Origin of the sequence: Massilia sp. Bi118 (assembly GCF_918697865.1) — a bacterium.
In the GTDB taxonomy this organism is placed as follows: domain Bacteria; phylum Pseudomonadota; class Gammaproteobacteria; order Burkholderiales; family Burkholderiaceae_D; genus Telluria.
Genome location: NZ_CAKKMV010000002.1, coordinates 451,650 through 475,405, shown reverse-complemented (window position 1 = coordinate 475,405; position 23,756 = coordinate 451,650). Strand labels below are relative to the sequence as shown.

General features: G+C 62.5%; 10 protein-coding genes. 5 read left to right on the top strand and 5 right to left on the bottom strand.

Going from position 1 to position 23,756, the window contains the following annotated elements; all coding sequences use genetic code 11:
• The first annotated feature begins 436 nt into the window (after positions 1-436).
• The 4 genes from LQV39_RS04725 (at position 437) to LQV39_RS04710 (ending at position 9,439) form a co-directional block, all read left to right on the top strand.
• A complete protein-coding gene (locus LQV39_RS04725) occupies positions 437-3,421 on the top strand; it encodes a TonB-dependent siderophore receptor (protein WP_230020586.1) in 2,985 nt (994 codons plus the stop codon).
• Positions 3,422-3,530: 109 nt separating this feature from the next.
• Positions 3,531-4,298, top strand: a complete 768-nt coding sequence (gene map / locus LQV39_RS04720; protein WP_230020585.1) for a type I methionyl aminopeptidase — start codon at positions 3,531-3,533, stop codon at positions 4,296-4,298.
• A 223-nt stretch (positions 4,299-4,521) separates the two neighbouring features.
• Positions 4,522-7,308: a TonB-dependent receptor gene (locus tag LQV39_RS04715; protein WP_230020584.1), complete on the top strand. Its 2,787-nt coding sequence runs from the start codon at positions 4,522-4,524 to the stop codon at positions 7,306-7,308.
• Positions 7,309-7,411: 103 nt separating this feature from the next.
• Positions 7,412-9,439, top strand: a complete 2,028-nt coding sequence (locus LQV39_RS04710) for a S9 family peptidase (protein ID WP_230020583.1) — start codon at positions 7,412-7,414, stop codon at positions 9,437-9,439.
• A gap of 98 nt (positions 9,440-9,537) precedes the next feature.
• Here the strand turns inward: LQV39_RS04710 and LQV39_RS04705 are convergent, their stop codons facing one another.
• From LQV39_RS04705 to tkt, 3 genes are all read right to left on the bottom strand, one after another.
• Positions 9,538-12,453 carry a TonB-dependent siderophore receptor gene (locus LQV39_RS04705; RefSeq protein ID WP_230020582.1) on the bottom strand — a complete coding sequence of 972 codons (2,916 nt, stop codon included), beginning with the start codon at positions 12,451-12,453 and terminating at the stop codon, positions 9,538-9,540.
• A gap of 241 nt (positions 12,454-12,694) precedes the next feature.
• Positions 12,695-13,705, bottom strand: a complete 1,011-nt coding sequence (gap, locus tag LQV39_RS04700; RefSeq protein ID WP_230020581.1) for a type I glyceraldehyde-3-phosphate dehydrogenase — start codon at positions 13,703-13,705, stop codon at positions 12,695-12,697.
• A gap of 41 nt (positions 13,706-13,746) precedes the next feature.
• Complete coding sequence (gene tkt, locus LQV39_RS04695; protein ID WP_230020580.1) at positions 13,747-15,741, bottom strand: transketolase; 1,995 nt, start codon at positions 15,739-15,741, stop codon at positions 13,747-13,749.
• A gap of 134 nt (positions 15,742-15,875) precedes the next feature.
• On the opposite strand from tkt, the gene LQV39_RS04690 reads away from it, so the two are divergent.
• The gene (locus LQV39_RS04690) at positions 15,876-16,601 is read left to right on the top strand and encodes a 16S rRNA (uracil(1498)-N(3))-methyltransferase (protein ID WP_230020579.1); all 726 of its coding nucleotides are present in this window, start codon (positions 15,876-15,878) and stop codon (positions 16,599-16,601) included.
• Positions 16,602-16,706: 105 nt separating this feature from the next.
• On the opposite strand, the gene LQV39_RS04685 is transcribed toward LQV39_RS04690, so the two are convergent.
• Positions 16,707-19,697, bottom strand: a complete 2,991-nt coding sequence (locus LQV39_RS04685) for a TonB-dependent receptor (RefSeq protein WP_230020578.1) — start codon at positions 19,695-19,697, stop codon at positions 16,707-16,709.
• A 626-nt stretch (positions 19,698-20,323) separates the two neighbouring features.
• Positions 20,324-23,383 (bottom strand): TonB-dependent receptor, encoded by a 3,060-nt coding sequence (locus LQV39_RS04680; RefSeq protein ID WP_230020577.1) that lies wholly within the window; start codon positions 23,381-23,383, stop codon positions 20,324-20,326.
• Between the last annotated feature and the right edge of the window lie 373 nt (positions 23,384-23,756).

Genomic DNA, 23,756 nt, shown 5'->3' with positions numbered 1-23,756 from the left:
GTTTACCTTCTTAAAATTTCCACAAGATAAAAAATCAATGATGACCGTTGCGCAAAAGTGACAAGGCAATAAGAAAACATGTCGCGTGGGTGTATTTCTCCCGTGCTAGCTTTGCAAAGCGTAATGCCAATGACACACTGCACAGGCCGGTTTGCAAGGAATTTGAAACAATTCTCGTCTGCAATTTTTCAATCAGGACGCATGAATCGCCCGTTTCGTCAGGCAAGCCATAAGAACGTTTGTATGTACGCAAAATAGCAACAACATGTATTTATGCTACGGAAACGATTGACACCCCGACATTCCGAATGATTTTATTGCTGTTTAGGAATGTATGTACTTTTTGCATTGTTTCAAATAAGTCGCAATAGCGACGGCATTTTTCACGGTTGGCTTGATCAGTTCGCCGTGCCCTAACCCTAGGAGTTTTGCAAACATGATGGAAAAAGTCTTATCCCGGTCGATCCGCCTGATCTGCCTGGGTGGCGTTGCCTTCGGCGTCAGTACTGCCCATGCGCAGGAAATGCAGACCCAGAATGGCCAGAACCAGAGTGGCGCTGCCCAACAGCAGGCCGCCGCGGCCCAGCCGCAGGCCCAGGCGCCGGTTGCCATGCAGCGCGTCGAAGTGACCGGTTCGCGCATCGCTTCGCCGAATGCCGAATCGCCGTCGCCGCTGCAGGTGCTGTCGGCCGCCGACATTGCCGCCTCGGGCGCCACCAACCTGCAGCAGGTGCTGCTGGAAAACCCGACCATGGGCTCGCCGGCGATCAGCCGCACCAACTCGGCTTTCCAGACCGCCAGTGTGGGCGTCGCCACCGTCGACCTGCGTAACCTGGGCATCTCGCGTACCCTGGTGCTGGTCAACGGCCGCCGCTTCGTTTCCGGCATCCCTGGCGATTCCGCAGTCGACCTGAACGCCATCCCGACCGATTTCATCGAGCGCGTCGAACTCCTGACCGGCGGCGCTTCGGCAGCCTACGGCTCCGACGCCGTGGCCGGTGTGGTCAACATCATCACCAAGCGCAACTTCAACGGCGTGATGCTGGACGCCCAGGGCGGCCAGAGCGCCAAGTCCGACGACCTGAAGCGCAAGTTCTCGGCGACCTTCGGCGTCAGCAACGACGATGGCTACCTGATGGGCCACCTGGGCTTCTCGCGCCAGGGCCAGGTGTGGTCGCGCGACCGCGAAGCCTCGGCAGTCGACCAGTATTCGAAGATGGTGCTGCAGACCGGCGATCCGGCCGACGCCTTCACTGCCGTCAGGCCTTACTACTCGAGCTTTGCGCCGCAGGGCACCTTCTATCACGATACCGGCAGCTATACCTATGATGCCCAGGGCAATCCGATCCCGGTGAGCACCAACGGCGGCGCCGGCGGTGCAGGTGCGACCGGCTTCAACCGTTCCTTCTACCGTTCGATCGCGGTGCCGGTCGACCGCTACCTGTTCGCCACCAACGGCGAGCTGAAGATCAACGAGAAGCACCGCATCTTCATGGAAGGCACCTATGCCTCCAGCAAGGTGTCCTCGACCATCGAACCGTTCGCACTGGGGGCGGAAAACATCTTCCCGACCACCGGCCAGGTGCCGGCGGCAACGCTGGTCAACGGCGCGCTGGTGAAGAACCCGCTGGTGCCGCAGTACCTGTACGACCGCATCAGCGACACCGACGGCGACGGCATCCCGGATTACTACTTCACCCGCCGCCTGTCCGAAGTCGGTACCCGCAGCAGCACCGCGGACCGCGACACCTTCCGCTTCGTCACCGGCCTGAAGGGCGAATTCGACGCCTGGAAGACCTGGAACTACGAAGTGTACGGCGGCTACGGCCAGACCAAGGAAGCCCAGCAGTCGACCGGCCAGGTCAACGTCCTGAATTTCGCCAACGCCCTGCAGGCGGTTCCGGGCGAAAACGGCGGCCCCCCGGTCTGCGCCAGCGCAGACGCCCGCGCCCAGGGTTGCGTGCCGATCAATGTGTTCGGCTTTAACAGCATCTCGCCGGCCGCCCTGGCCTATGTGACCGCACCGGGCTCGCTGCTGACCCGCACCACCCAGAAACTGGTGGGCGGCCAGATCAACAGCGAAATCTGGGACCTGCCGGCTGGCCCGCTGGGCGTGGCTGCGGGCTTCGAATGGCGCAAGGAATACTCGGAAGCCGTTCCGGACGCGCTGACCCAGGCCGGCCTGAACGCCGGCAACGCGACCCCGCCGACCTTCGGCGACTTCAGCGTCAAGGAAGTCTTCGTCGAGACCCGCGTGCCGCTGCTGAAGGGCATGCCCTTTGTCAAGGAACTGAGCTTCCTGGGCGCCGTCCGCCACGGCGACTACTCGTCGGTGGGCAGCACCAACAGCTGGAACGCCGGCTTCGAGTGGTCGCTGGTCGACGACGTCAAACTGCGCGGCACCCGTTCGCTCTCGACCCGCGCGCCGAACATCAACGAACTGTACCAGGCGCCGAGCCAGGACTTCCCGTCCGGCCTGAACGACCCCTGCATCGGCGTGACCGCCACCTCGACCGGCGCGTATGACGCACTCTGCCGTGCAGCGCCGGGCGTGGCGGCGAACATCGCCGCCAACGGCAAGTTCACCCAGACCCAGGCCGACCTGCAGGGCATCAGCGGCTACAACCGCGGCAACCCGAACCTGTCGGCGGAAAAAGGCCGTTCGACCACCGTCGGCGTGGTCTGGACCCCGCGTTCGATCGCCCCGCTGAAGCGTTTCACCTTCACGGCTGACTACTTCAACATCAAGATCGCCGACGCGATCGTCAGCACCCCGCGTCAGTTCACGCTGGAAAGCTGCTACAACGGCACCAACCCGACCTTCTGCCAGTTCATCACCCGCCGTCCGGCGGCAGCCGGTTCGAACAGCGCCGGTTCGCTGCAGTACATCGACACCGCCGTGTCGAACAGCGGTGGCTTCGGCACCGAAGGCGTCGACCTGACCGCGGCCTGGAACGACCGTGTCGGCCCGGGCCGCCTGTCGACCAAGCTGGCCTACACGTATGTGAAGAAGGGGTACAACGTGCCGCTGCCGGGCGCCGACCAGGATCCGTTCGCCGGTGAAATCGGCGCGCCGAAGAGCAAGGCCCTGTTCGACATCGGCTACAAGTGGAACCAGTTCAGCGTGAGCGCGACCATGACCTACATCGGCCGCTCCTCGCTGGACGACCAGTTCCTGGCCGGTTTCGACCTGCCGGCCAACTCGATCAAGATCGGTTCGCGCACCTACACCGACCTGCAGGCGTCCTACCAGCTGATGAAGGGAACCGAGCTGTACTTCGGCATGAACAACGCGTTCAATACCAAGGCGCCGCCGATCATCACCGGCCTGCCGGGTGACGACACCGGTACCGAAACCGAAGCGGGCACCTACGACCCGATCGGCCGCCGCTGGTACGCAGGTATCCGCGTGAAGCTCTGATCCTTTCCCTTCAGGGACCTGAAAGCGCCGGGCATGCCCGGCGCTTTTTTTATTCCGGTTATCATAGCGGCATGCCGGCGCCTGGCCCGGCCATCACACTAATATATACATGGTCATCAAACTCAAGAACGACAAGGACATCGCCAAGATGCGCGTGGCCGGCCGCCTGGCCGCCGAGGTGCTGGAGATGATCGCCGAACACGTCAAGCCCGGCGTCTCGACCGAGGAACTGGACAAGCGCTGCAACGAATACATCCGCAAGGTGCAGAAGGCGACCCCGGCCAACGTCGGCTACCACGGCTTCCCCAAGACCCTGTGCACCTCGGTGAACGGCGTGGTCTGCCACGGCATCCCCAGCGAAAAGGAAGTGCTGAAGGACGGCGACATCATCAACATCGACGTCACCGTCATCAAGGACGGCTGGCACGGCGACACCAGCCGCATGTACTTTGCCGGCACGCCCTCCCCCGAAGCGAAGCGCCTGGTCGAGGTCACCTTCGACGCCATGATGGCCGGCATCCGCACCGTGAAGCCGGGCGCGCGCCTGGGCGACGTCGGCAATGCAATCCAGGTCCTGGCCGAGAAGAACGGCTATTCGGTGGTGCGCGAATACTGCGGCCACGGCATCGGCCGCGTCTACCACGAAGACCCGCAGGTGCTGCACTACGGCCGCCCGAACACCGGCCTGCTGCTGAAGGAAGGCATGACCTTCACCGTCGAGCCGATGCTGAACATGGGCGAGCCGGATGTCGAGCAGCTCGACGATGGCTGGACCGTGGTCACGGCCGACAAGTCCTTGTCGGCGCAATGGGAGCACATGATCGCGGTGACCAGGGACGGTTTCGAGATCCTGACGCCCTGGCCAAAACAGCGCTGATCCGCCCGGCTTACCCCGTGCCTATGTAACGTAAAGCAACTCAAAGTAACGCAAAATAATTTTCGTTGCTGTATTGCTGTGTAAAAACAACAACGAATATTGTTGTGCTTGTTTCTACGCAAGTTTTCTTTGATGCAAGACGTATTTCTGCGAGACTTGTTATTCCATCCACACAATGGATGGGTAAAACAAGAACTGCTTAGTCCAGCATTACGGAGAAAACTTGAAACAAGCATTTGCCCTCAAACAGAGCGTCATCGCAGTCGCCATGACCATCGCCGCCGGCTCGAGCCTCGTCCCGGCTTTCGTTTATGCACAGGAAGCGCCGGTCTCGGCCGCGAATCCGAACACCGTCACCGATGCCGATGGCAAGCCCGTCGCCCGTGTGTACGTGACCGGCTCGAATATCCGCCGGATCAATGCAGAAACCGCCTCCCCGGTCCAGGTCATTACCCGTGACGAAATGGTCCGCGGCGGCGCCACCTCGCTGACCGAAGTTCTGAAGACGATTTCGGCCAACGTCGGCGGCATCAGCGAAGACCGCACCAACGGCTTCTCGGCCGGCGCGTCCAGCCTGAACCTGCGCGGCATCGGCAGCCAGGCCACCCTGATGCTCATCAACGGCCGCCGCCTGGCGCCGTATGCGCAGCCGGAATTCCAGACCACCTTCGTCGACCTGAACTCGATCCCGATCGGCGCCGTCGAGCGCATCGAAGTGCTGAAGGACGGCGCCTCGGCGATCTACGGTTCGGAAGCGATTGCCGGCGTGGTCAACATCATCATGCGCGACAGCTTCCAGGGCGTGGAAATCGGCGGCTCGGCGGGCCAATCCTCGCGCCGCGACGGCCGCCAGCTGCGCAGCACCCTGAGCGCCGGCTTCGGCAGCCTGGTCGACAACCACTACAACGTGTACGCGACCCTGGACGTGCGCCAGCGCAAGCCGATGTTCCTGAGCAAGCGCGACGACTACATCAGCACCCAGAACTGGACCCAGTGGGGCTACAAGGACAACCGCAGCCTGTACACCTACCCGGGCAACATCTACTGGACCGACAAGAAGACCGGCAAGTTCGTGGCCCGCTCGCTGGACGGCAACTGCCCGGCCAGCCGCCAGGTTCCGGCCAGCGTCCAGTTCGGCGCCGGCACCGAAGGCACCGTCTGCGTGTTCGACGACCTGGCCGACGGCGACTTCAACTCGGGCGGCAAGACCGACCGTATCGGCCTGACCAGCCGCGGCACCTGGCAGATCAATTCGACCACGACCGCCTTCAGCGAAGTGATCGCGCACCAGAACAAGGCGCGCGTCACCGGCCTGTACCACTGGGTCGCCGGCCAGAACGGCCAGCCGACCGGCGCACTGCCGATCAACTCGCCGCAGTACCCGCAAGACCTGATCGGTCCGGATGGCAAGACCCTCGCCGGCGGCAACGGCAGCGTGCGCGTGCGCGCCAGCCTGAAGGACCTGCCGGGCCAGGGCCAGGACAACACCACCGACTTCGCCCGCTACCTCGCCGGCGTCAAAGGCAGCTTCGGCAACTGGGACTGGGAAACCGCCGCCATGGCGAGCACCAGCAAAGTCGAGTCGCACAACACCAGCGGCCTGCTGTACACCCCCTTCACCGAGGCTTACAACAGCGGCAAGTTCATCTTCGGCAACGCCGCCGGCAACAGCAACCTGCTGAGCTCGATCATGCACGACTCGGTCGACGGCTTCAAATCGTCGCTGTACCAGATCGACGGCAAGGTGTCCGGTGAACTGTTCAAGCTGCCGGCGGGCGCCGTCGGCGTCGCCGCCGGCGTCGAAGCGCGCCGCGAAAAGCTGACGACCAACCCGGATCCGCTCTCGGTCGAAGGCGAGCTGTATCACCAGGCCCAGAGCCCGGCGGGCTACACCAACAGCCGCACCATCAAATCGGTCTACGCCGAAATGACGGTGCCGGTCCTGAAGAGCGTGGAAGCGCAACTGGCCCTGCGCCACGACCGTTACTCCGACTACGGCACCTCGACCACGCCGAAGATCGGCATGAAGTGGACCGTCTCGCCACGCCTGGTCGTGCGCGGCACCTATGCCGAAGGCTTCCGCGCCCCGACCCTGGTGGAAAACTCGAGCGACGTGCGTCACGCCTTCCTGAACGGCTTCCGCGACCCGGCACGCTGCAACGCCAGCTTCAAGGATGGCTGCAGCTGGAGCAGCGCCTACGACAGCGGCGCCAACCCGGCGCTGGCGCCTGAAACGGCCAAGAGCTACACCCTGGGCCTGGCGATGGAGCCGACCAGCTGGCTGGTGGCCACCGTCGACGCGTGGCGCATCCGCCGCGACAACGAGATCGGTACCTACGACCTGACCCGCGTGCTCGAAGATCCGACCCGTTACGCCAACAACCCGGCGGCAGTGATCGTGCGCGATCCGCTGACCGACGCCGACAAGGCGCTGGGTGCGACCGCCGGCGAAATCTCGCTGGTCAAGCTGCTGCTGACCAACGTGGCGGTAACCGACGTGCGCGGTATCGACGTCGACCTGCGCGGCAAGTTCAACTTCGGCGAATGGGGCCGCCTGGAGCCGCGCCTGCAGGTTCAGTACATGAGCTCGTACAAGAACGCACCGTCGCCGGACGACGAGCAGATCGAGTACATCGGCACCCGCGGCACCCCGCGCGTCCAGGCCACTTTCGGCGTGGCATGGAAGAAAGCGGCATGGCAGCTGTCGGCTGACGCGGTCATGGTCGGCCACATGGCGCCGGTCGGCGACTACACCGTCGACTGCGTGTACGAAACCGAAGGCTACGGCGACCTGTGCAAGCGCGACATTCCGTCGTTCACCGTCGTCAACCTGGGCGGCAGCTACAAGGGCCTGTTGGGCATGAAGGACCTGAAGCTGGGCTTCGCGATCCAGAACGCCTTCGACCGCAAGCCGCCGTTCAACCCGTCGAGCGGCCTGGGCTTCTACCAGGCCCTGCACAACCCGATGGGCCGCTACTTCCAGGTCAGCGCGGATTACAGCTTCAAGTAATCCAACCGGCTTGATCAGCTGAATGAAGTACGAGAAGCGCCGCAACCTTCCGGGTTACGGCGCTTCTTTTTTCGACCGTGCAAGCACTTTACGAGAACGCATTTTGAAAAAGAAACTCATCCCCGCGCTGCTTGCCGCAGCCCTGCTCGGCGCCGGCCTGCAGGCCACGGCGATTGCTGCCGACGGCCCGGTCCCGACCGTGAACGTGAACGCCGACCGCCAGATCCCGGTCGCCGATTTCTTCAAGAAGCCCCAGTTCGGCGGCCAGCCCATCCTGTCGCCCGACGGCAAGAACATGGCCGTGCTAACCCCGCGCAACGGCCGCTTCGTGCTGGCCGTGATCGACCTCGCCACGCGCCAGCCCAAGGTGGTCGCGTCCGACCCGGACTGGAACATCAGCGCGCCCAACTGGGTCAATAACAAGCGCCTGGTGTTCGGCATCACCAAAGGCAGCGACGAGACGCTGGAGAAGAACGACGGCGGTGGCGGCCTGTACGCGGTCGACCGCGACGGCAGCAACTTCCGCAAGCTGAGCGCCAGCATCCAGGAAGCACGCAACAGCAATGTGCCATTCAAGCCGGTCACCGTGCTCAAGCGCGCAGGCGGCGACAGCAACGACCTGTTCGTGGTCGACAATGCGCGCGGCCGCGACGCCGCGCTCGGCGCCAGCGACGTGTTCCGCCTCGACACCACCACCGGCCGCCGCACCCTGCTCACCTTCGACAATCCGGGCAAGGTGAACGGCTGGCTGCTGGACCACGCCAACGTGGTGCGCGTCGGCTCCTCGATGGAGGTCGAAGCGGGCACCAAGCGCATCATCCAGACCGTGTACTACCGCGACGATGAAAAATCGCCCTGGAAAGCGATCTATTCGGCCTACATCGACGAAGGCAAGGACATGGATCCGCTGGGCTTCGATTTCGACAACAAGACCCTGCTGGTGGCCGGCCGTTTCAACGGGCGCGACAAGGCGGCGGTGTACGTCTGGGACTTCGCCAGCAACAAGCCGGGCGAGATGATCGCCGAGCATCCGCAGGCCGACATCAACGGCACCCTGCTCTTCGACGAGCCGCGCCGGAAGCTCATCGGCGTCGCCTTCCAGAGCATGGTCGACGAGTTGTACTACTTCGACGAGGACTACGCGAAGATGCAGGCCACGCTCGACGCCAGCCTGCCCGGCCAGCAGGTCAGCTTCTCCTGGCGCGGCGATCACGTGGTGGCGGTGGCGCACAGCGCGACCAACCCTGGCCAGATCTACTTCTTCGATACCGCGAAAAAAGTGCTGGAGCCGGTGTTCAGCATGCGTCCCCAGTTCGACAACAGGAAACTGGCGCCCCAGACCGTGATCAACTACGCGGCGCGCGACGGGCTCAACATCCCGGCCTACCTGACCTTGCCGGTCGACCGGCCGGCCAAAGGGCTGCCGCTGGTGGCCTACATCCATGGCGGTCCGCACGCGCGCGACCTCCCGGGCTATGAACCGCTGGCGCAGATGCTGGCCTCGCGCGGCTATGCGGTGCTGCAGCCGCAGTTCCGCATGTCGACCGGCTTCGGCTGGAAGCACCACACGGCGGGCTGGAAACAGTGGGGCATGGCGATGCAGGACGACATCACCGATGGCGTGGCGGCCCTGGTCAAGCAGGGCATCGTCGATCCGAAGCGCGTCTGCATCATGGGCGCCAGCTACGGCGGCTATGCCACCATGTACGGCCTGGCGAAGGATCCCGACCTGTACAAATGCGGCGTGAACTTTGTCGGCGTCACCGACATCAACCTGCTGTTCTCGGTGAGCTGGTCGGACACCAGCAACAGCCCGATCATGGATGACCTGGGCGTGCGCATGCACGGCGATCCCAAGACCGACCAGGCGTACATGAAAGCCAGGTCGGCACTGGAAAACGTCAGCAAGATCAAGGCGCCGGTGCTGATGGCCTACGGCAGCGAAGACGTGCGCGTGCCGCTGATCCACGGCGAACGCATGCGCGACCTGCTGCTCAAGCAGGGCAACAGCGTCGAGTGGATGGTCATGACCGGCGAAGGCCACGGCTGGACCAAGGAAAGCAACAACATCAAGTGGGGCGAGGCGGTCATGAACTTCATCGACCGCAATATCGGTTCCGCTGCGAAGTGAGGCAGGAAACGTAAAAAGCCCGCCGGTTCACACCGGCGGGCTTTTTTGCATGCAAATCCAGCACCGCCCGGCTAACCGGGCGGGCAAGGCAGCAACACTTAGAAAGTGTAGCGTGCGCTGAAGTTGAAGTAACGGCCGTACGGGTTGTGCAGGTCTTCGTTGAAGCCGCCCGCGGTGTAGTTAGGATCGTACGGGGCCTTGGTGTCGAACAGGTTCTGGATGTTGCCGCTCAGGGTCCAGTGCTTGAAGCCGGTGTAGGTGTAGCCCAGGCCGAAGGTCACCCATTCCTTGACCGAGCACTTCGGATAGAAGGTCTCGTACAGCGGGTTCGAGGTGTCGCGGTCCGGTGCTGCATCGGTCGGCTTGCGGGTACCGAAGTGGCAGAACGGCTGTGCGTACTTGGTGTCGCCATCGTAGCGGCGCAGCAGCGAGACCGGGCCCACGTAGTTGACCGAAGCGGTCACGTTATGGTCGCCACGGTTCCAGTTGGTGGTCCAGCTGCTCTTCCAGCGCGGCATCGCGGTGCCGGCCGACAGCAGCCAGTCGCTCAGGCCCGGGATGGTGCCTGCCACGTTGTTCATCGGGTCACCCGCGAACTGCTGGATCTTGTAGGTCTGGACGTAGGTCGCACGCAGGGTGTTCGTCACGTTGCCATACTCGCCCAGACGCATGCGGTAATGGCCTTCGATGTCGATGCCGCCTTCTTCGGTCATGCCCTGGTTTTCCCACGGCGTGGCGACCATCAGCAGCTGGCCGGTGCCAGGGATCGGATTGCCGGATGCATCCACCAGCAGGCCGGTGGTGCTACGGGTCACGTTGCCCGGGAAGCGGTCTTCGTTCTTCAGCGCTTCGCTGGACGTGCCCAGCACGATCTCGTTGGTACGCTTGATGTGGAAGTAATCCAGCGTCACATCGAAGCTGCTGGTCGGCGAGAAGATAAGACCGATGTTCCAAGTCTTCGATTCTTCCGGCTTCAGGTCCGGGTTGAAGCCGCCGGTGCCCGCAATGTTGATCGCGCAGTCGGTGACGGTGCCGCCGCCCGCGATCGGGGTCTGGTGGTCAGGACCGCAACGCTTCGGATCCCAGACGCCGTTTAGGAAGTACTGGGCGCCGCCCGGCACGATCTGGCTCAGCGACGGAGCGCGGAAACCTTCGGCATAGGTGCCGCGCAGAGCGACTGCATCGGTGATCGTCCACTTGGCGCCAATCTTCGGCACGAAATTGCTCTTCAGGTCAGGGTATTTGTCGACCCGGCCGGCAATGTCGATTTCCACGTTCTTCAACACCGGCAGGCGGGTTTCTGCGAACGCGGACTTGATCGTACGGCCGCTGTGCAGGATGGTGTTGGCAAGGCCGTAGATCTGGCCGGAAGCGACCATCGGATCCGGGTTCAGGTCGGTGCTCTCGCGGCGGACTTCAACGCCGGCTGCGACGCCGATCGCGCCACCAGCCAGATGGCCGAACTCACGCGAGACCTTCAGGTCCCACTGGCTGATCTGGGAGGTGTTCTTCGACACCGCATCGTGGCCGATATTCGGGTCGGCGTTCACGGACGCCAGCGAACGGTTCTGGGTCATGATGGTGTTCAGGGTCGCAAGAACCAGGCGTCCGTAGTAGACGTCGTCGCGGTTCGAACGGTTCCACAGCAGCGCGCTTTCCCAATCCCAGCCGAAGTTGGTGCCGCGCAGGCCAGCCAGGGCACGGTAGCCCTCGGTCAGCGATGCCGAGCCGCCGCGCAGGCTGGTGAAGCGATAAGACGCCGACGCGCGGTCCGTGGCAAACGGATTGTCCGGGTGGCCGACCGGCAGGATCAGCTGGAACGGCGAACCCACACCGTTGGCGGTGAAGCTGCCGACGCTGGTCGTACCGACGGTGATCGGTGCAGCGGTGTATTGGCGGTCGTTGCGGTTGTAGCTGAGATCGGCAAAGCCGACGACGTTACTGCCCAGCTTAAGCTCACCATGCGACAGCACGCTGATATCCTTGCCCCAGCCCTGGGCTTCGTCGTAGATGGTCGCGTCGTAGTTACAGACGGTACGGTTCAGGATGGTGCTGGTGGCCGGGTTCAGGCCGTCCTTTTCGCCGAGAGTGATCTTTTCGGAATCCGGGCAGGCCGAGCTGAAGACGATGTTGTTCGGTGCGGTCGCGCGAGTCACGCCGAAGTTCTTGCTGCCCGACTTGGTTTCCCTGAAGATGGTCGGGTACTGGGACACATAAGTCGAGTAGTTCGACTTGTAGCGGCCGTTCATGATCTGGTACTGCTCGTACTCGATATCGGTGGCGTCCTTGCGCTTGGTGCGATCGCGCTGGCTGATATCGCCGGTGATCATGAAGGTATAGCCGTCGTTGTCCAGGTCGCCCTTGCCGAAGATGACGTTGGCGCCCTTCTTGGCAAAGTTGCGGTCATCGTTGGCGCCGTAGCGCGCTGCGATTTCCGCACCCTGGTAGCTCTTCTTCAGGATGAAGTTGATGACGCCGGCGATGGCGTCGGAACCGTACACGGCCGAGGCGCCGTCCTGCAGGACTTCGACGCGCTCGATGGCCGAGATCGGGATGCTGTTCAGGTCATAGATGACCGAGTTGCCGGTGTTCGGGTCGGCGTAAGGCGCCGGGTTCATGCGGCGGCCATTCAACAGGATCAGGGTCGAGGACGAGCCAAAACCGCGCAGCGAGGCGGTAGCGGCGCCCTTGGCGAAACCGCCGCCGCTGACAAAGTCCTGGTTGCCGTCCGAGCCCATCGACGGGACGTATTTAATCAAGTCGGCAACGGTGGTCGCGCCGGTGGCCTTGATATCGGCCGCGGTCATGACGCTGACCGGTGCGGTGCCTTCCTTGTCGGTACGCTTGATGTTCGAGCCCGTGACGACCACGCGCTGGATCGTGTTGTCTCCATTACCGCTGTTGTTAACAGTGCTGCCACTACCACTTACGGTTTGGGCGAACGTGATCGACGTGCCTCCCAGTGCGATCGCAACGGCGATAACGCTACGCTTGAGTATGAGTTGCTTGTTCAAGTTAATTCCCTCGGCTTCTAGTTGTTATGTGCACGGCATGTATGCACCTCTAGAGTGTCGCCGAGGGAAAAAATTTTTTGTGAGAATTTGTAGCTTTTTGATACACAAAACACCAATACGTTGTATTTTCGTAACATCTTCATACCAATATAGTACTGACGTAAAGCATAAAAACAACGCCCCCGGACCAGTTTCCCAGTCCGGGGGCGTTGTTTTAAGGCTCAGCTAAGACGCGTGCCGATTATTTGGCGTTCATCAGCGCCACGGTGGTGTCCAGCATGCGGTTGCTGAAGCCCCACTCGTTGTCGTACCAGGACGAGACCTTCACCAGGCGGCCCGAGACCTTGGTCAGGGTCGCGTCGAAATTCGACGATGCCGGGTTGTGGTTGAAGTCGACCGACACCAGCGGCTCGGTGTTGTAGGTCAGGATGCCCTTCAACGCGCCTTCCGAGGCGTCCTTCATGATCTTGTTGATCTCTTCGACCGTCGTGTCGCGCTTGGCGATGAAGGACAGGTCGACGATCGAGACGTTGATCGTCGGGACGCGGATCGCATAGCCATCCAGCTTGCCGTTCAGCTCCGGCAGCACCAGGCCGACCGCGGCGGCGGCGCCGGTCTTGGTCGGGATCATCGACTGGGTGGCCGAACGGGCGCGGCGCAGGTCTTCGTGCATCACGTCGGTCAGCACCTGGTCGTTGGTGTAGGCGTGCACGGTGGTCATCAGGCCGGTTTCCAGGCCGATTGCATCGTGCAGCGGCTTGACCAGCGGGGCCAGGCAGTTGGTGGTGCAGGAGGCGTTCGAGATCACGGTGTCCGATGCCTTCAGCACGTCCTGGTTGACGCCGAAGACGATGGTGGCGTCGACGTCCTTGCCGCCCGGCGCCGAGATGATGACCTTCTTGGCGCCGCCCTTCAGGTGGGCCGAAGCCTTTTCCTTGGTGGTGAAGAAGCCGGTGCACTCCAGCACCACGTCCACTTTCATCTCGCCCCACGGGATTTCGGCCGGGTTACGCTGCGCGAACACGCGGATGCTGTCGCCGTTGACGATCATGGTGTCGCCTTCGACCACGACGGTGCCCGGGAACTTGCCGTGGGTGGTGTCGTAGCGGGTCAGGTGGGCGTTGTGCTCGGCGTTGCCGAGATCGTTGATCGCCACGATCTGGATGTCCTGCTTCTTGCCGCCTTCATAGAAAGCACGCAGCACGTTGCGGCCGATGCGGCCATAGCCATTGATTGCTACTTTGATCGTCATTGTCTACTCCTGATTGAAAAAAAATCTTTTAATTCAAATCGTCAGACCAGCACGGATTTCACTTTTCCCACGACGTTGTCCACGGTGAAGCCGAAGTGCTTGAACAGCACCGGCGCCGGGGCCGATTCGCCGAAAGTGTCGATGCCGACCACGGCGCCTTCCAGGCCGACGTACTTGTACCAGAAGTCGGTCACGCCGGCTTCGATCGCCACACGAGGGATTCCCTTGCCCAGTACCTGCTGCTTGTAGGCGGCGTCCTGGCGGTCGAACACGTCGGTCGACGGCATCGAGACCACGCGCACGGCGATACCCTGGCCGGCCAGGGTGGCGGCGGCGTTCACGGCCAGTTCGACTTCCGAACCGGTGGCGATCAGCACGGCGCGCGGATTGTCGGCGTCGCGCAGGATGTAGCCGCCCTTGGCGATGCAGGCGACGGTCGAAGCGTCACGCTCCATGTACGGCAGGTTCTGGCGCGAGAAGATCAGGGTCGCCGGACCATCGGTGCGCTTCAGGGCTTCGCCCCATGCCACCATCGATTCGGTGGTGTCGCACGGACGCCAGTTGTCCAGGTTCGGGATCAGGCGCAGCGAGGACACGTGTTCGACCGACTGGTGGGTCGGGCCGTCTTCGCCCAGGCCGATCGAGTCGTGGGTGAACACGAACAGCGAGCGGATCTTCATCAGCGCGGCCATGCGCAGCGCGTTGCGGCTATAGTCCGAGAAGGTCAGGAAGGTGGCGCCGAACGGGATATAGCCGCCGTGCAGGGCGATGCCGTTCATCATGGCGGCCATGCCGAATTCGCGCACGCCGTAGTTGATGTGGTTGCCCGGGACGCCCGAGCGCACCGCGATCGATTCCTTCCAGTTGGTCAGGTTCGAGCCGGTCAGGTCGGCCGAGCCGCCCAGGAATTCCGGCAGCACTGGCGCCAGGGCCTGGATCGCGTTCTGGCTGGCCTTGCGGGTGGCGATGGTTTCTTTCTTCTCGACGGTCGCGGCGATGGCGGCGGCCAGGGTCTCTTCGAACTTGCCCGGCAGCTCACCCTTCATGCGGCGCTCGAATTCCGAGGCCAGTTCCGGGAACTGCGCACGGTAGCCGTCGAACAGCTTGTTCCACTGGCCTTCGGCCTCAAGACCCTTCTGCTTGTGGTCCCACGCTTCGTAGATCGGGGCCGGGATGTCGAAGGGGATCGCATCCCAGATCAGGTGTTCGCGCACTGCGGCGACTTCCTTCTCGCCCAGCGCGGCGCCGTGCACCTTGTCGCCGCCCTGCAGGTTCGGCGAGCCCTTGCCGATGATGGTCTTGCAGCAGATCAGGGTCGGGCGGTCCGAGGTCTTGGCCTGGGCGATCGCCGCATCGACGGCTTCGACGCTGTGGCCGTCGACGTCCGGGATCACGTTCCAGCCGTAGGCGGCGAAACGCTGCGGGGTGTTGTCGGTGAACCAGCCTTCGACCTTACCGTCGATGGAGATGCCGTTGTCGTCGTACAGCCAGATCAGCTTGTTCAGGCGCAGGGTGCCGGCCAGCGAGGCCACTTCGTGCGAGATGCCTTCCATCAGGCAGCCATCGCCCAGGAAGGCGTAGGTGTGGTGGTCGACGATGTCGAAGCCCGGACGGTTGAATTCCTTCGCCAGCAGCCATTCGGCCAGCGCCATGCCCACCGAGTTGGCGATGCCCTGGCCCAGCGGGCCGGTGGTGGTTTCCACGCCCGGCGTGATGTGCACTTCCGGGTGGCCCGGGGTCTTCGAGTGCATCTGGCGGAAGCTGCGCAGGTCGTCCATCGACAGGTCGTAGCCCGACAGGTGCAGCAGCGAGTAATGCAGCATCGAGCCGTGGCCGTTCGAGAGCAGGAAGCGGTCGCGGTTCATCCAGCCCGGATTGGCCGGATTGTGGCGATAGTGGCCATCCCACAGCGCGACGGCGATCTCGGCCATGCCCATCGGCATGCCCGGGTGGCCGGAATTGGCTTTCTGGACAGCGTCCATCGCCAGCGCGCGGATCGCGTTGGCCATCAGGGTGGTGGTTTGAACTGGTTTCATGGATGTGGTGAGTCAGAGGATAGAAAAGCGGTGGCGCTGTGCGTCATTACTGCTGGCCTTAACCGGGTATTCTACCAGACCGGTGCGCCGGCGCTTTAAAATGCCGCTTTCTCCATATAGATCGCTTGCCGTCCATGCCACGCTTTTACTGCCCCCAGCCCCTGATTCCCGGCGCCATCGTCGATCTGCCGGAAGCCGTCGCCCACCACTTGCACGTCGTGCGCCAGCAACCGGGGGACGAGGTGGTGCTGTTCAACGGCGGAGGCGGCCAGGCGCGCGCGCGCCTGCGCGAGATCGGCAAACGCCGGGCCAGCGCCGATGTCGTCGCCTTCGAAGACGTCGAGGCCGAACTCCCCTACCCCGTCACCCTGGCCCAGGGCCTGCCCGAGGGAAGCAAGATGGACTGGATTATCGAGAAAGCGGTGGAACTGGGCGTGGCCGCGGTCCAGCCGCTGGCGGCGGCGCGTTCGGTGGTCAAATTGTCGGGCGAGCGCGCGGAGAAGCGCCAGGCGCACTGGGAAGGCGTGATCGTGGCGGCGTCCGAGCAGAGCGGGCGCAACCGGCTGGCCCTTCTTTTGCCGCTGCAGGATTTCGGACGCTACATCGCGCAGCCGTCGGACCAGCCGCGGATTTTATTATCGCCGCGCGCGGTGCAATCGCTGGCCGGCTGGGCGCGCGATACCAAGCCGCAGGCGGTGACCCTGCTGATCGGGCCGGAGGGCGGCTTCAGCGCGCAGGAAGAGGATGCGGCGCTGGCCCAGGGCGCGCTGGCGCTGTCCATGGGGCCGCGGGTGCTGCGCACCGAGACCGCCGGGCTGGCGGCGCTGGCGACGCTGAACGCCGTCTGGTCCGGGGAATGAAAAAGGCCCACGGCGAACCGTGGGCCTTGCCTGATCGGTCTTGATCAGCCGGGATCGGAGCCCATCCGGATGAACCGGGCTCCGACCCCAAACACTACAAATTAATTACTTGAACTTGTAGTTGTACTCGGCGCTGAACTTGATCGAGCGCGGTGCGGTGAAGTAGGACGGCATTTCGTACGTAGCAACGCGTGCGCTGTCGCTGTTGTAGGTCTCGTCCACTTTCGCAACCGTCTGGCTGTTGAACGCGTTGAAGACGTCCACGCGCAGGCCCAGGCCTTGCAGGAACTTCGGCTTGTAGACCAGGTTCAGGTCGACAGTCTTTTCCCACGGCAGGCGGCCGAGGTTGGCACGCGGCGAGTACACGTTTTCCTCGGCGACAGCGCCGAAGCAGTAGTGTGCAGCGCTGCTGTAGTCGCCGCCGCGGTGCAGCGGGTCGGTACCGAAGCACGAACGGGGACGGCCCGATGCCAGCAGCAGGTTGCCGCCGACGGTCACTTCAGGCGTGAGGTCGTAGAAACCGAAGGCTTTGATCTGGTGCGTGCGGTCGTTCGGCAGCAGGCCGTCGGCGCCGATCATCTGCTCCGGATAGTCCCAGGTCTGGGTGCCGGCTACCTCAGCCTGTGCGGTGGCGGTATCCGACAGGGTCTGGCCTTCGGTATTACCCTTGCTGCGCGACAGGGTATAGGTGAGCTTTGCCCACCAGCCGTTGCGGTACGGGTGCTCGAAGCTGAAGTCCAGCGCCGCGTAGTTACGCGTCGGCTTCTCGAAGCCCAGATCGGCCTTGCTCAGGTGTACCTGGGTGTAGTTCTTGTTGCCGGCATAGTCGACCAGGAAGTTGTTGTCTTCGCCCGGATTGAAGGTCGCGCAACCGAAGCCGGCGTAGTTCGAGGTGTCGATGTTGTGCGCCACGGCATAGGCATCGAACGGACGCGAATCGCAGGTGTCGTCCAGGGTCGATTGCAGCTTGCGGAAGGTGAACTTCGCGCCAACGACGAAGTCCGGGGTCAGCTGGCGGTCCATGCCCAGCGTGATCTCGTCCTGGTAGGCCGGCTTCATGTCCTGCGCAGCGACGGTCTTCGGATCCTTGGCCTGGCCGTACTCGTTGTTGTTCGACACCGGCTGCAGGATGCGGTTGGTGCCGGTCGGCAGGCCGTTCGCATCGGTACCGGTATAGGTGAAGTACTCGAAGGTGTAGGTCGAACCGTTGGCGCCGCGCAGTGCCACCGAGCTCGGGATCGGCACCGTGTAGCGGCCGGCGCTGCCGTAGACCTTGAACGTGCTGTCGCCGTTCACGTCCCACGCCACGTTCAAGCGCGGCAGCCACTGGTTCTTCATCTCGATGTACTTGTCGCCGTTCTGGTTGGCGTTGTAGAAGCCTTCACGGCGCACGCCGGCGGTCAGCAGCACATCCTTGGTCACCTGCCAGCGGTCTTCCAGGTACTGGGCGTCCTGGCCGGCAAACGCGTTCGAGTAGGTCTTGTAGACGATGTTACGGACGTAGTAGCCCTGGGCAGCGATGCCGCCATAGGTGTTCAGCGCGGCCGGCAGGACGCCGCCCGACACCACCAGAGGCGTGGTCACGTTGGTCGTCTTCTGATACTGCCAGAGGCTGCCGCCGGCATAGCCAACGCCGGCGGACTGGGTCACGATCTTGTTGTTGTCCACGCCGCCGCGGATGGTGTGGGAGCCCAGCTTGTACTCGAGGTCCAGACGCTTCGACTGGACTTCGTCGCTCGAGCCGCTCAGCGGCACGGTGCCGCTGACCTTCTGGCCGCTGGTGTAGTTAAAGCCAGGATAGCGGTTGGCCGTCGCTGCCGACACCTGCGCCAGGGTCGGATCGTAGCCGTTCGGCTCGTAGATGTGTTCCGACTTCATCTTGCCGTACAGGGCATTGATGGTCAGGTTTTCGGTGATGTTGCCGATGTAGCGCAGGCTGTTGAACTTGCCGCCGTTGTACTGGTCCGGACCGAATTGCTGATGGTTCGATGAGGTGACGGTCGAGCCGATGGCGCCGGTCGCGTAGTCGTACCCGCGCAAGGAAGCATCCGATTCCGGCAGGTCGCCGATGGACGTGAATTCCAGGCGGTGGTTGTCGTTGATGTTCCAGTCCAGCTTGCCCATGTAGCGGCGGTTCTTGGTCTGGGTGTCACGCCAGCCCGAGGTAGCCAGGTTGGTGGCGCTGGAGACGCCGGCAACCGCACCCTGATCGCTGCGGGTCTGCTCGAGGGCGACGAAGCCGAACAGGGTGTCCTGGATCAGCGGGCCGCCGACGTAGGCCGACAACTGCTTCTGCTCCAGTTCGTTCTGCGAGCGGCGCACGTACAGTTTGCCGTCAGTTTCCGGGAAGGCGCCGGTGTTCGCGTAGTAGCGGTCCTTGTACTTGGCGCGGGTCGAGGCCGGGGTGATCGACGCGTAGGCGCCGGCTTCCCAGGTGTTGGTACCGGATTTGGTGGTGATGTTGACCACGCCGCCGATCGAACGGCCGAATTCGACGCCGTAGCCGCCGGTCAGGACCGATGCCTGGGCAATCGCGCCGAACGGCAGTTCCATCGCGCCCAGGCCGCTCAGCGGGTTGGTCACGGTCATGCCGTTGATGTAGTAAGCGTTCTCGGTGGCCGCGCCGCCGCCGAAGCTGGCGCCGGCGCCATAGCTCGGGTCGCTGCGGGTGGTGTTCGGGGCCAGCTGGATGATGGCGTCGACGTTGCGGCCGATCGGCAGCTTGTCCAGTTCACGGGCCGTAAAGGTAGCGCCGTTGACCGAGTTGGTCACGTCGATACGGGTGCGGCGGCCGGTCACCTGCACGGTCTGCACGCCGGCGGTGGCGAAGCTTGCTTCGACGCCCTGGCCAGCGATCACGTCGACCTGGGTGGTGCCGGCGACGTTGCCGCCCTTGGACAGGGTGACGGTATAGGTGCCGATCGGAAGGCTGGTAACGCGGAAGCTGCCGCTTGCGTCGACAGTGGCCGTACGGGTCGCGTTCGTGTCATTGCTCTTCAGGACGACGGTGTCGCCGCTGCCTGCGGCAACCTTGCCGAACACCGAACCTGAAGCGTTCGACTGCGCCATGGCCGGCTCGACCACACCAACGGTCAAAGCTACTCCCCCAAAAGCCAGTGCAAGCGCGTGAACTAATACTGATTTCTTCAACATTGTGATTCCCTTATTTTCGATTCGGACCGTTTTGTGGACTGCCCATTTTTAAATCACCACCTAGACCCGTATTGTATTGACAGGTGTATTTATATCTATCAAAATTGGATGCCCGAACTGCATGCCACCAAAGTTAATGTTTTGCAATAAAAGCATATGTATTCTTTGGGTGTCAATTTGGTTTATGTATCAACAAGACCTTTGCTGCGCCTCTGAACGGTGCGCCGTTCTGCTGCATCGGGCATTCCAAAGTATGCTGCGCCGCAATATGCTTGCCGCATAAACGCGTTTCACCGAACAAAATTTTTGCCGGTTCAGGTACTTTTCGCAGAACTTAGCAAAAGTTAAAGAACTTCTCTTCCGTCTCCCTGCCTTCTTCGGCGTGTAATAAATTGGTGCGGCGCATTGCGCCGGCCGCTGCATTTCTGCGCGCGTAAGTACACCAATGCATAGGCCGGTATATACAATTCATGCGGATATCATGTTGGAGTCGTACAACAAATTGCTCAGGCGCAAAAAAAAACGCCCCGGCGAACCGGGGCGTTTCAATCGGCTGACTTAAGCGACGATCAGAACTTCTTGTCGTAGGACACCGACAGACGGACCGAACGCGGCGCCGTGTAGCTGATCGGCAGTTCGTAGGTCGAGCTCTTCGCGCTGCCGTTGTTGTAGGCTTCGGTCACGTTCTCCACGGTCTGGGTGTTGAACACGTTGAAGACGTCGACGCGCGCCTGCAGGCCCGGCACCATGTTCGGACGATAAGCGACGTTCAGGTCCAGACGCTTGTCCCATGGCAGCTCGCCGACGGTACCACGCGGGGTCAGAACGTTCTGTGCACGGGTTGCACCGAAGCAGTAGAAGTTCTGGTTCGAGTAGTTCGGCGAATCGCCCGGCACCGGCAGGCTGCCGATGCAGCTGCGCGGACGGCCCGAAGCCAGCAGCACGTTACCACCCAGCATCACTTCCTTGGTCACTTCATAGTAGCCGAAGGCCTTGATCTGGTGCTTGCGGTCGTTCGGCAGGCGGCCATAGGCACCCTTCATCGCTTCCGGGTAATCCCAGGTCGAGGTTGCGGAGACGTCGGTCTGGCCGTTGTCGGACTTCACCTGGCCTTCGGTATTACCCTTGTTGCGCGACAGGGTGTAGAACAGCTTGCCATACCAGCCGTTGCGGAACGGATGCTCTGCGAACAGGTCCAGGGCCGCATAGGTACGGCTCGGCTTGTCGAAGCCCTGCTCGGCAGCGGTCAGGTGCACCTTGGTGAGTTTGCTCGGATCGCCGGCGAAGTCCACCATGAAGGTGTTGTCCTGGCCCGGGTTGAACGTCTGGCAGGAAGCGCCCCAGAAGATGTTGGTGATGGCGATGTTGTTCGCGGCAGCATAGCGCTCGAACGGACGCACGTCGCAGAAGTCGTCGATGGTCTGACGCAGCTTGCGATAGGTGACCTTGCCGCCGAAGTTCAGGGTCGGCGACCAGGCGCGTTCGAAGCCCAGCGAGATCTCATCCTGGTAGGCCGGCTTCATGTCCAGCGCAGCCAGGGTTGCGATGACCTTGTCCTGGCCGTACTCGTTGTTGTTCGAGAGCGGCGGGCTCAGCTGGACCAGGCCGGTCGGGTTGCCCTTCGCATCGACGCCGGTGTAGGTGTAGTACTGGGCGGTGAAGGTCGAACGGCCGGCGCCACGCACCGAGATGTGGGTCGGGATCGGCACCGAGTAGCGGCCGGCGGTACCGAAGACCTTCAGGCTGGCGTCGCCGTTCACGTCCCAGGCGGCGGCGAGACGCGGCTGGATCTGGTTCTTCATGTCCAGGAAGGTCTGCTTTTGACCGTTCTGGTTCTTGAAGGATTCGCTACGCAGGCCCACGGTCAGCAGGAAGTCCTTGTGGAGCTGCCACTTGTCTTCCAGGTAGAACGCGCTCTGTTCGGCGTAGGAGTCGGTCACCGTGTTGAACAGGTCCTTGGTGACGTAGTAGCCCTGGGTACCGTAGCCGCCGCCGCTGGCCGGCGACGGGATCACGAAGCCGCCGACGGTGTCGATCGAGGTGTTCGGGTTGGCCTGCTTGTAGTAGGTCCAGCGGCCGCCGCCGCCACGGAATTCACCCGCGGCCAGCGACTGCACCTTGGTCTGATCCAGGCCGCCGCGCAGCGTGTGTGCGCCGAGGCGGTATTCCAGGTCGAGACGGCCAGACTTGACGATGTCCTTGGAACCGTCGGCCAAGACAGTGCCCGTGATCGACTGCGGGTTGGTGTAGCTCAGGCCCGGCACCTGCACGTCCGGCGAGAAGGTCTTCGAGAACTCGTTCGGATCGTAGCCCTCGAAGCTGTTGACGCGCTTGATTTCCGATTTGCCATACAGCGCGGTCAGCGTGAAGTCCTGGGTCAGGTTGCCCGTGTACTTCAGCATATTGCTCTTGCCGCCGACGAAGCCTTGGGACTCCACGTTCTCGTAGTGCGCGCGGGCGGTGACGATGCCGTTGCGGCTGCGGTCGGCATAGTTGAAGCCGCTGTCGGCGATGTCGATCTTCGGCGTGTCGCCCAGGGCGGTGAATTCGAGACGATGGTCTTCGTTGATGTTCCAGTCGATCTTGCCCATGTAGCGCTGGGTCTTGATCTGGCGGTCGCGCCAGCCGAAGGCCGTGTTCGATGCCGCCGACGCCACGCGGGTGCCGTTGGTGTAGCCGTCGTCGCGGTCGGTCATCTCGGCAGCGGCAAAGAAGAACAGCTTGTCCTGGATGATCGGACCACCTGCGTACAGGCTGTAGCTCTTCTGCTCGCGCTCGTTCTGGGCACGGGCCAGGCGCAGGGTATTGTCGGTGGCCGGGTTGGCGCCGGTATTCGCGTAATAGATGTCGCGGAACTTCGAACGCCATTGCTTCGGCTCATAAGTGATCAGGCCGCCGGCTTCGAAGGTGTTGGTACCGCTCTTGGTGATGATGTTGACCACGCCGCCGACGGAACGGCCGAATTCGGCGCCGAAACCACCGGTCAGGACCTGCGCTTCGGCGATGGCGCCGAAGGGCAGCTGGGCAGCGCCCAGGCCGGTCAGCGGGTTGGTGACCGGGAAGCCGTTGATGTAGTACGAGTTTTCGGAAGCTGCACCGCCGCCGATCGAGGCGCCGCCGGCGAAGCGGGAGTCGGCGCGGGTGGTGTTCGGTGCGAGCTGGATGATCGCGTCGACGTTGCGGGCGATCGGCAGTGCCGCCAGCTGGCGCGCATTGAAGGTTGCGCCGCTGTTGGTGCTGGTGACGTCGATGGTGCGACGCTGGCCGGTCACCTGGACGGTCTGGATGCCCGATGCCGGAGCGAAATCGGCTGCGGCGCTCTGGCTGATGCTGACGTCGACATTCATCGAGCCGGCAGCGGCCTGGCCACGCATTTGGGTGACTTTGTAGGTGCCCGGCGGCAGAGCGGTCACGCGGAAGCGGCCTTGCGCATCCGGGGTGACGGAACGGCGGAGGCCGGTGGCTTCGTTCTCGATGACGACCGACACATCGGAGCCCGGCGCGACGCTACCGTAGATGTTACCGGTGGCGTTCGACTGCGCCATGGCGGTGTCCATCGTGGCAACGGTCAACGCAGCGCTGCCGAATGCGAGCATCAATGCGTGAACTAATACGGTTTTCTTGAGCATGTGATTTCCTATTTTTGGGTAAGACGTTTCAATCACCAACTACTGCAAAACAAACTAATTTTTCTCTCTAACTCAGCCAAAGGCGAAGCCCTATCCTTATTTCGGTAAGGATATGTACGCACATAGGAACATAACGTTTCTACAAGTGTCAATTGCTCCAGGACATCATTCCGAAGCCAGGAAAGACCGGCTATGCATGCACCATGAAGATGCACGGCAATATGCACAATTGTGTGGCGCAGCAATACAAATGTGACAAGCTGCTCAAAAAAACATCATGTCCAGAAAAAACTCAATGAAATCAAGTCAATACATATCGCACTATATTGACGCCATGCTTTTTGTATTTATTGCACTGCGTCATATGTATATA

Bases quoted from the DNA above. Each gene is read 5' to 3' on its own strand.
- LQV39_RS04680 (WP_230020577.1), bottom strand. From the start codon at position 23,383: ATGCTCAAGAAAACCGTATTAGTTCACGCATTGATGCTCGCATTCGGC.
- LQV39_RS04690 (WP_230020579.1), top strand. From the start codon at position 15,876: ATGCCACGCTTTTACTGCCCCCAGCCCCTGATTCCCGGCGCCATCGTC.
- map (WP_230020585.1), top strand. From the start codon at position 3,531: ATGGTCATCAAACTCAAGAACGACAAGGACATCGCCAAGATGCGCGTG.
- tkt (WP_230020580.1), bottom strand. From the start codon at position 15,741: ATGAAACCAGTTCAAACCACCACCCTGATGGCCAACGCGATCCGCGCG.
- gap (WP_230020581.1), bottom strand. From the start codon at position 13,705: ATGACGATCAAAGTAGCAATCAATGGCTATGGCCGCATCGGCCGCAAC.
- LQV39_RS04725 (WP_230020586.1), top strand. From the start codon at position 437: ATGATGGAAAAAGTCTTATCCCGGTCGATCCGCCTGATCTGCCTGGGT.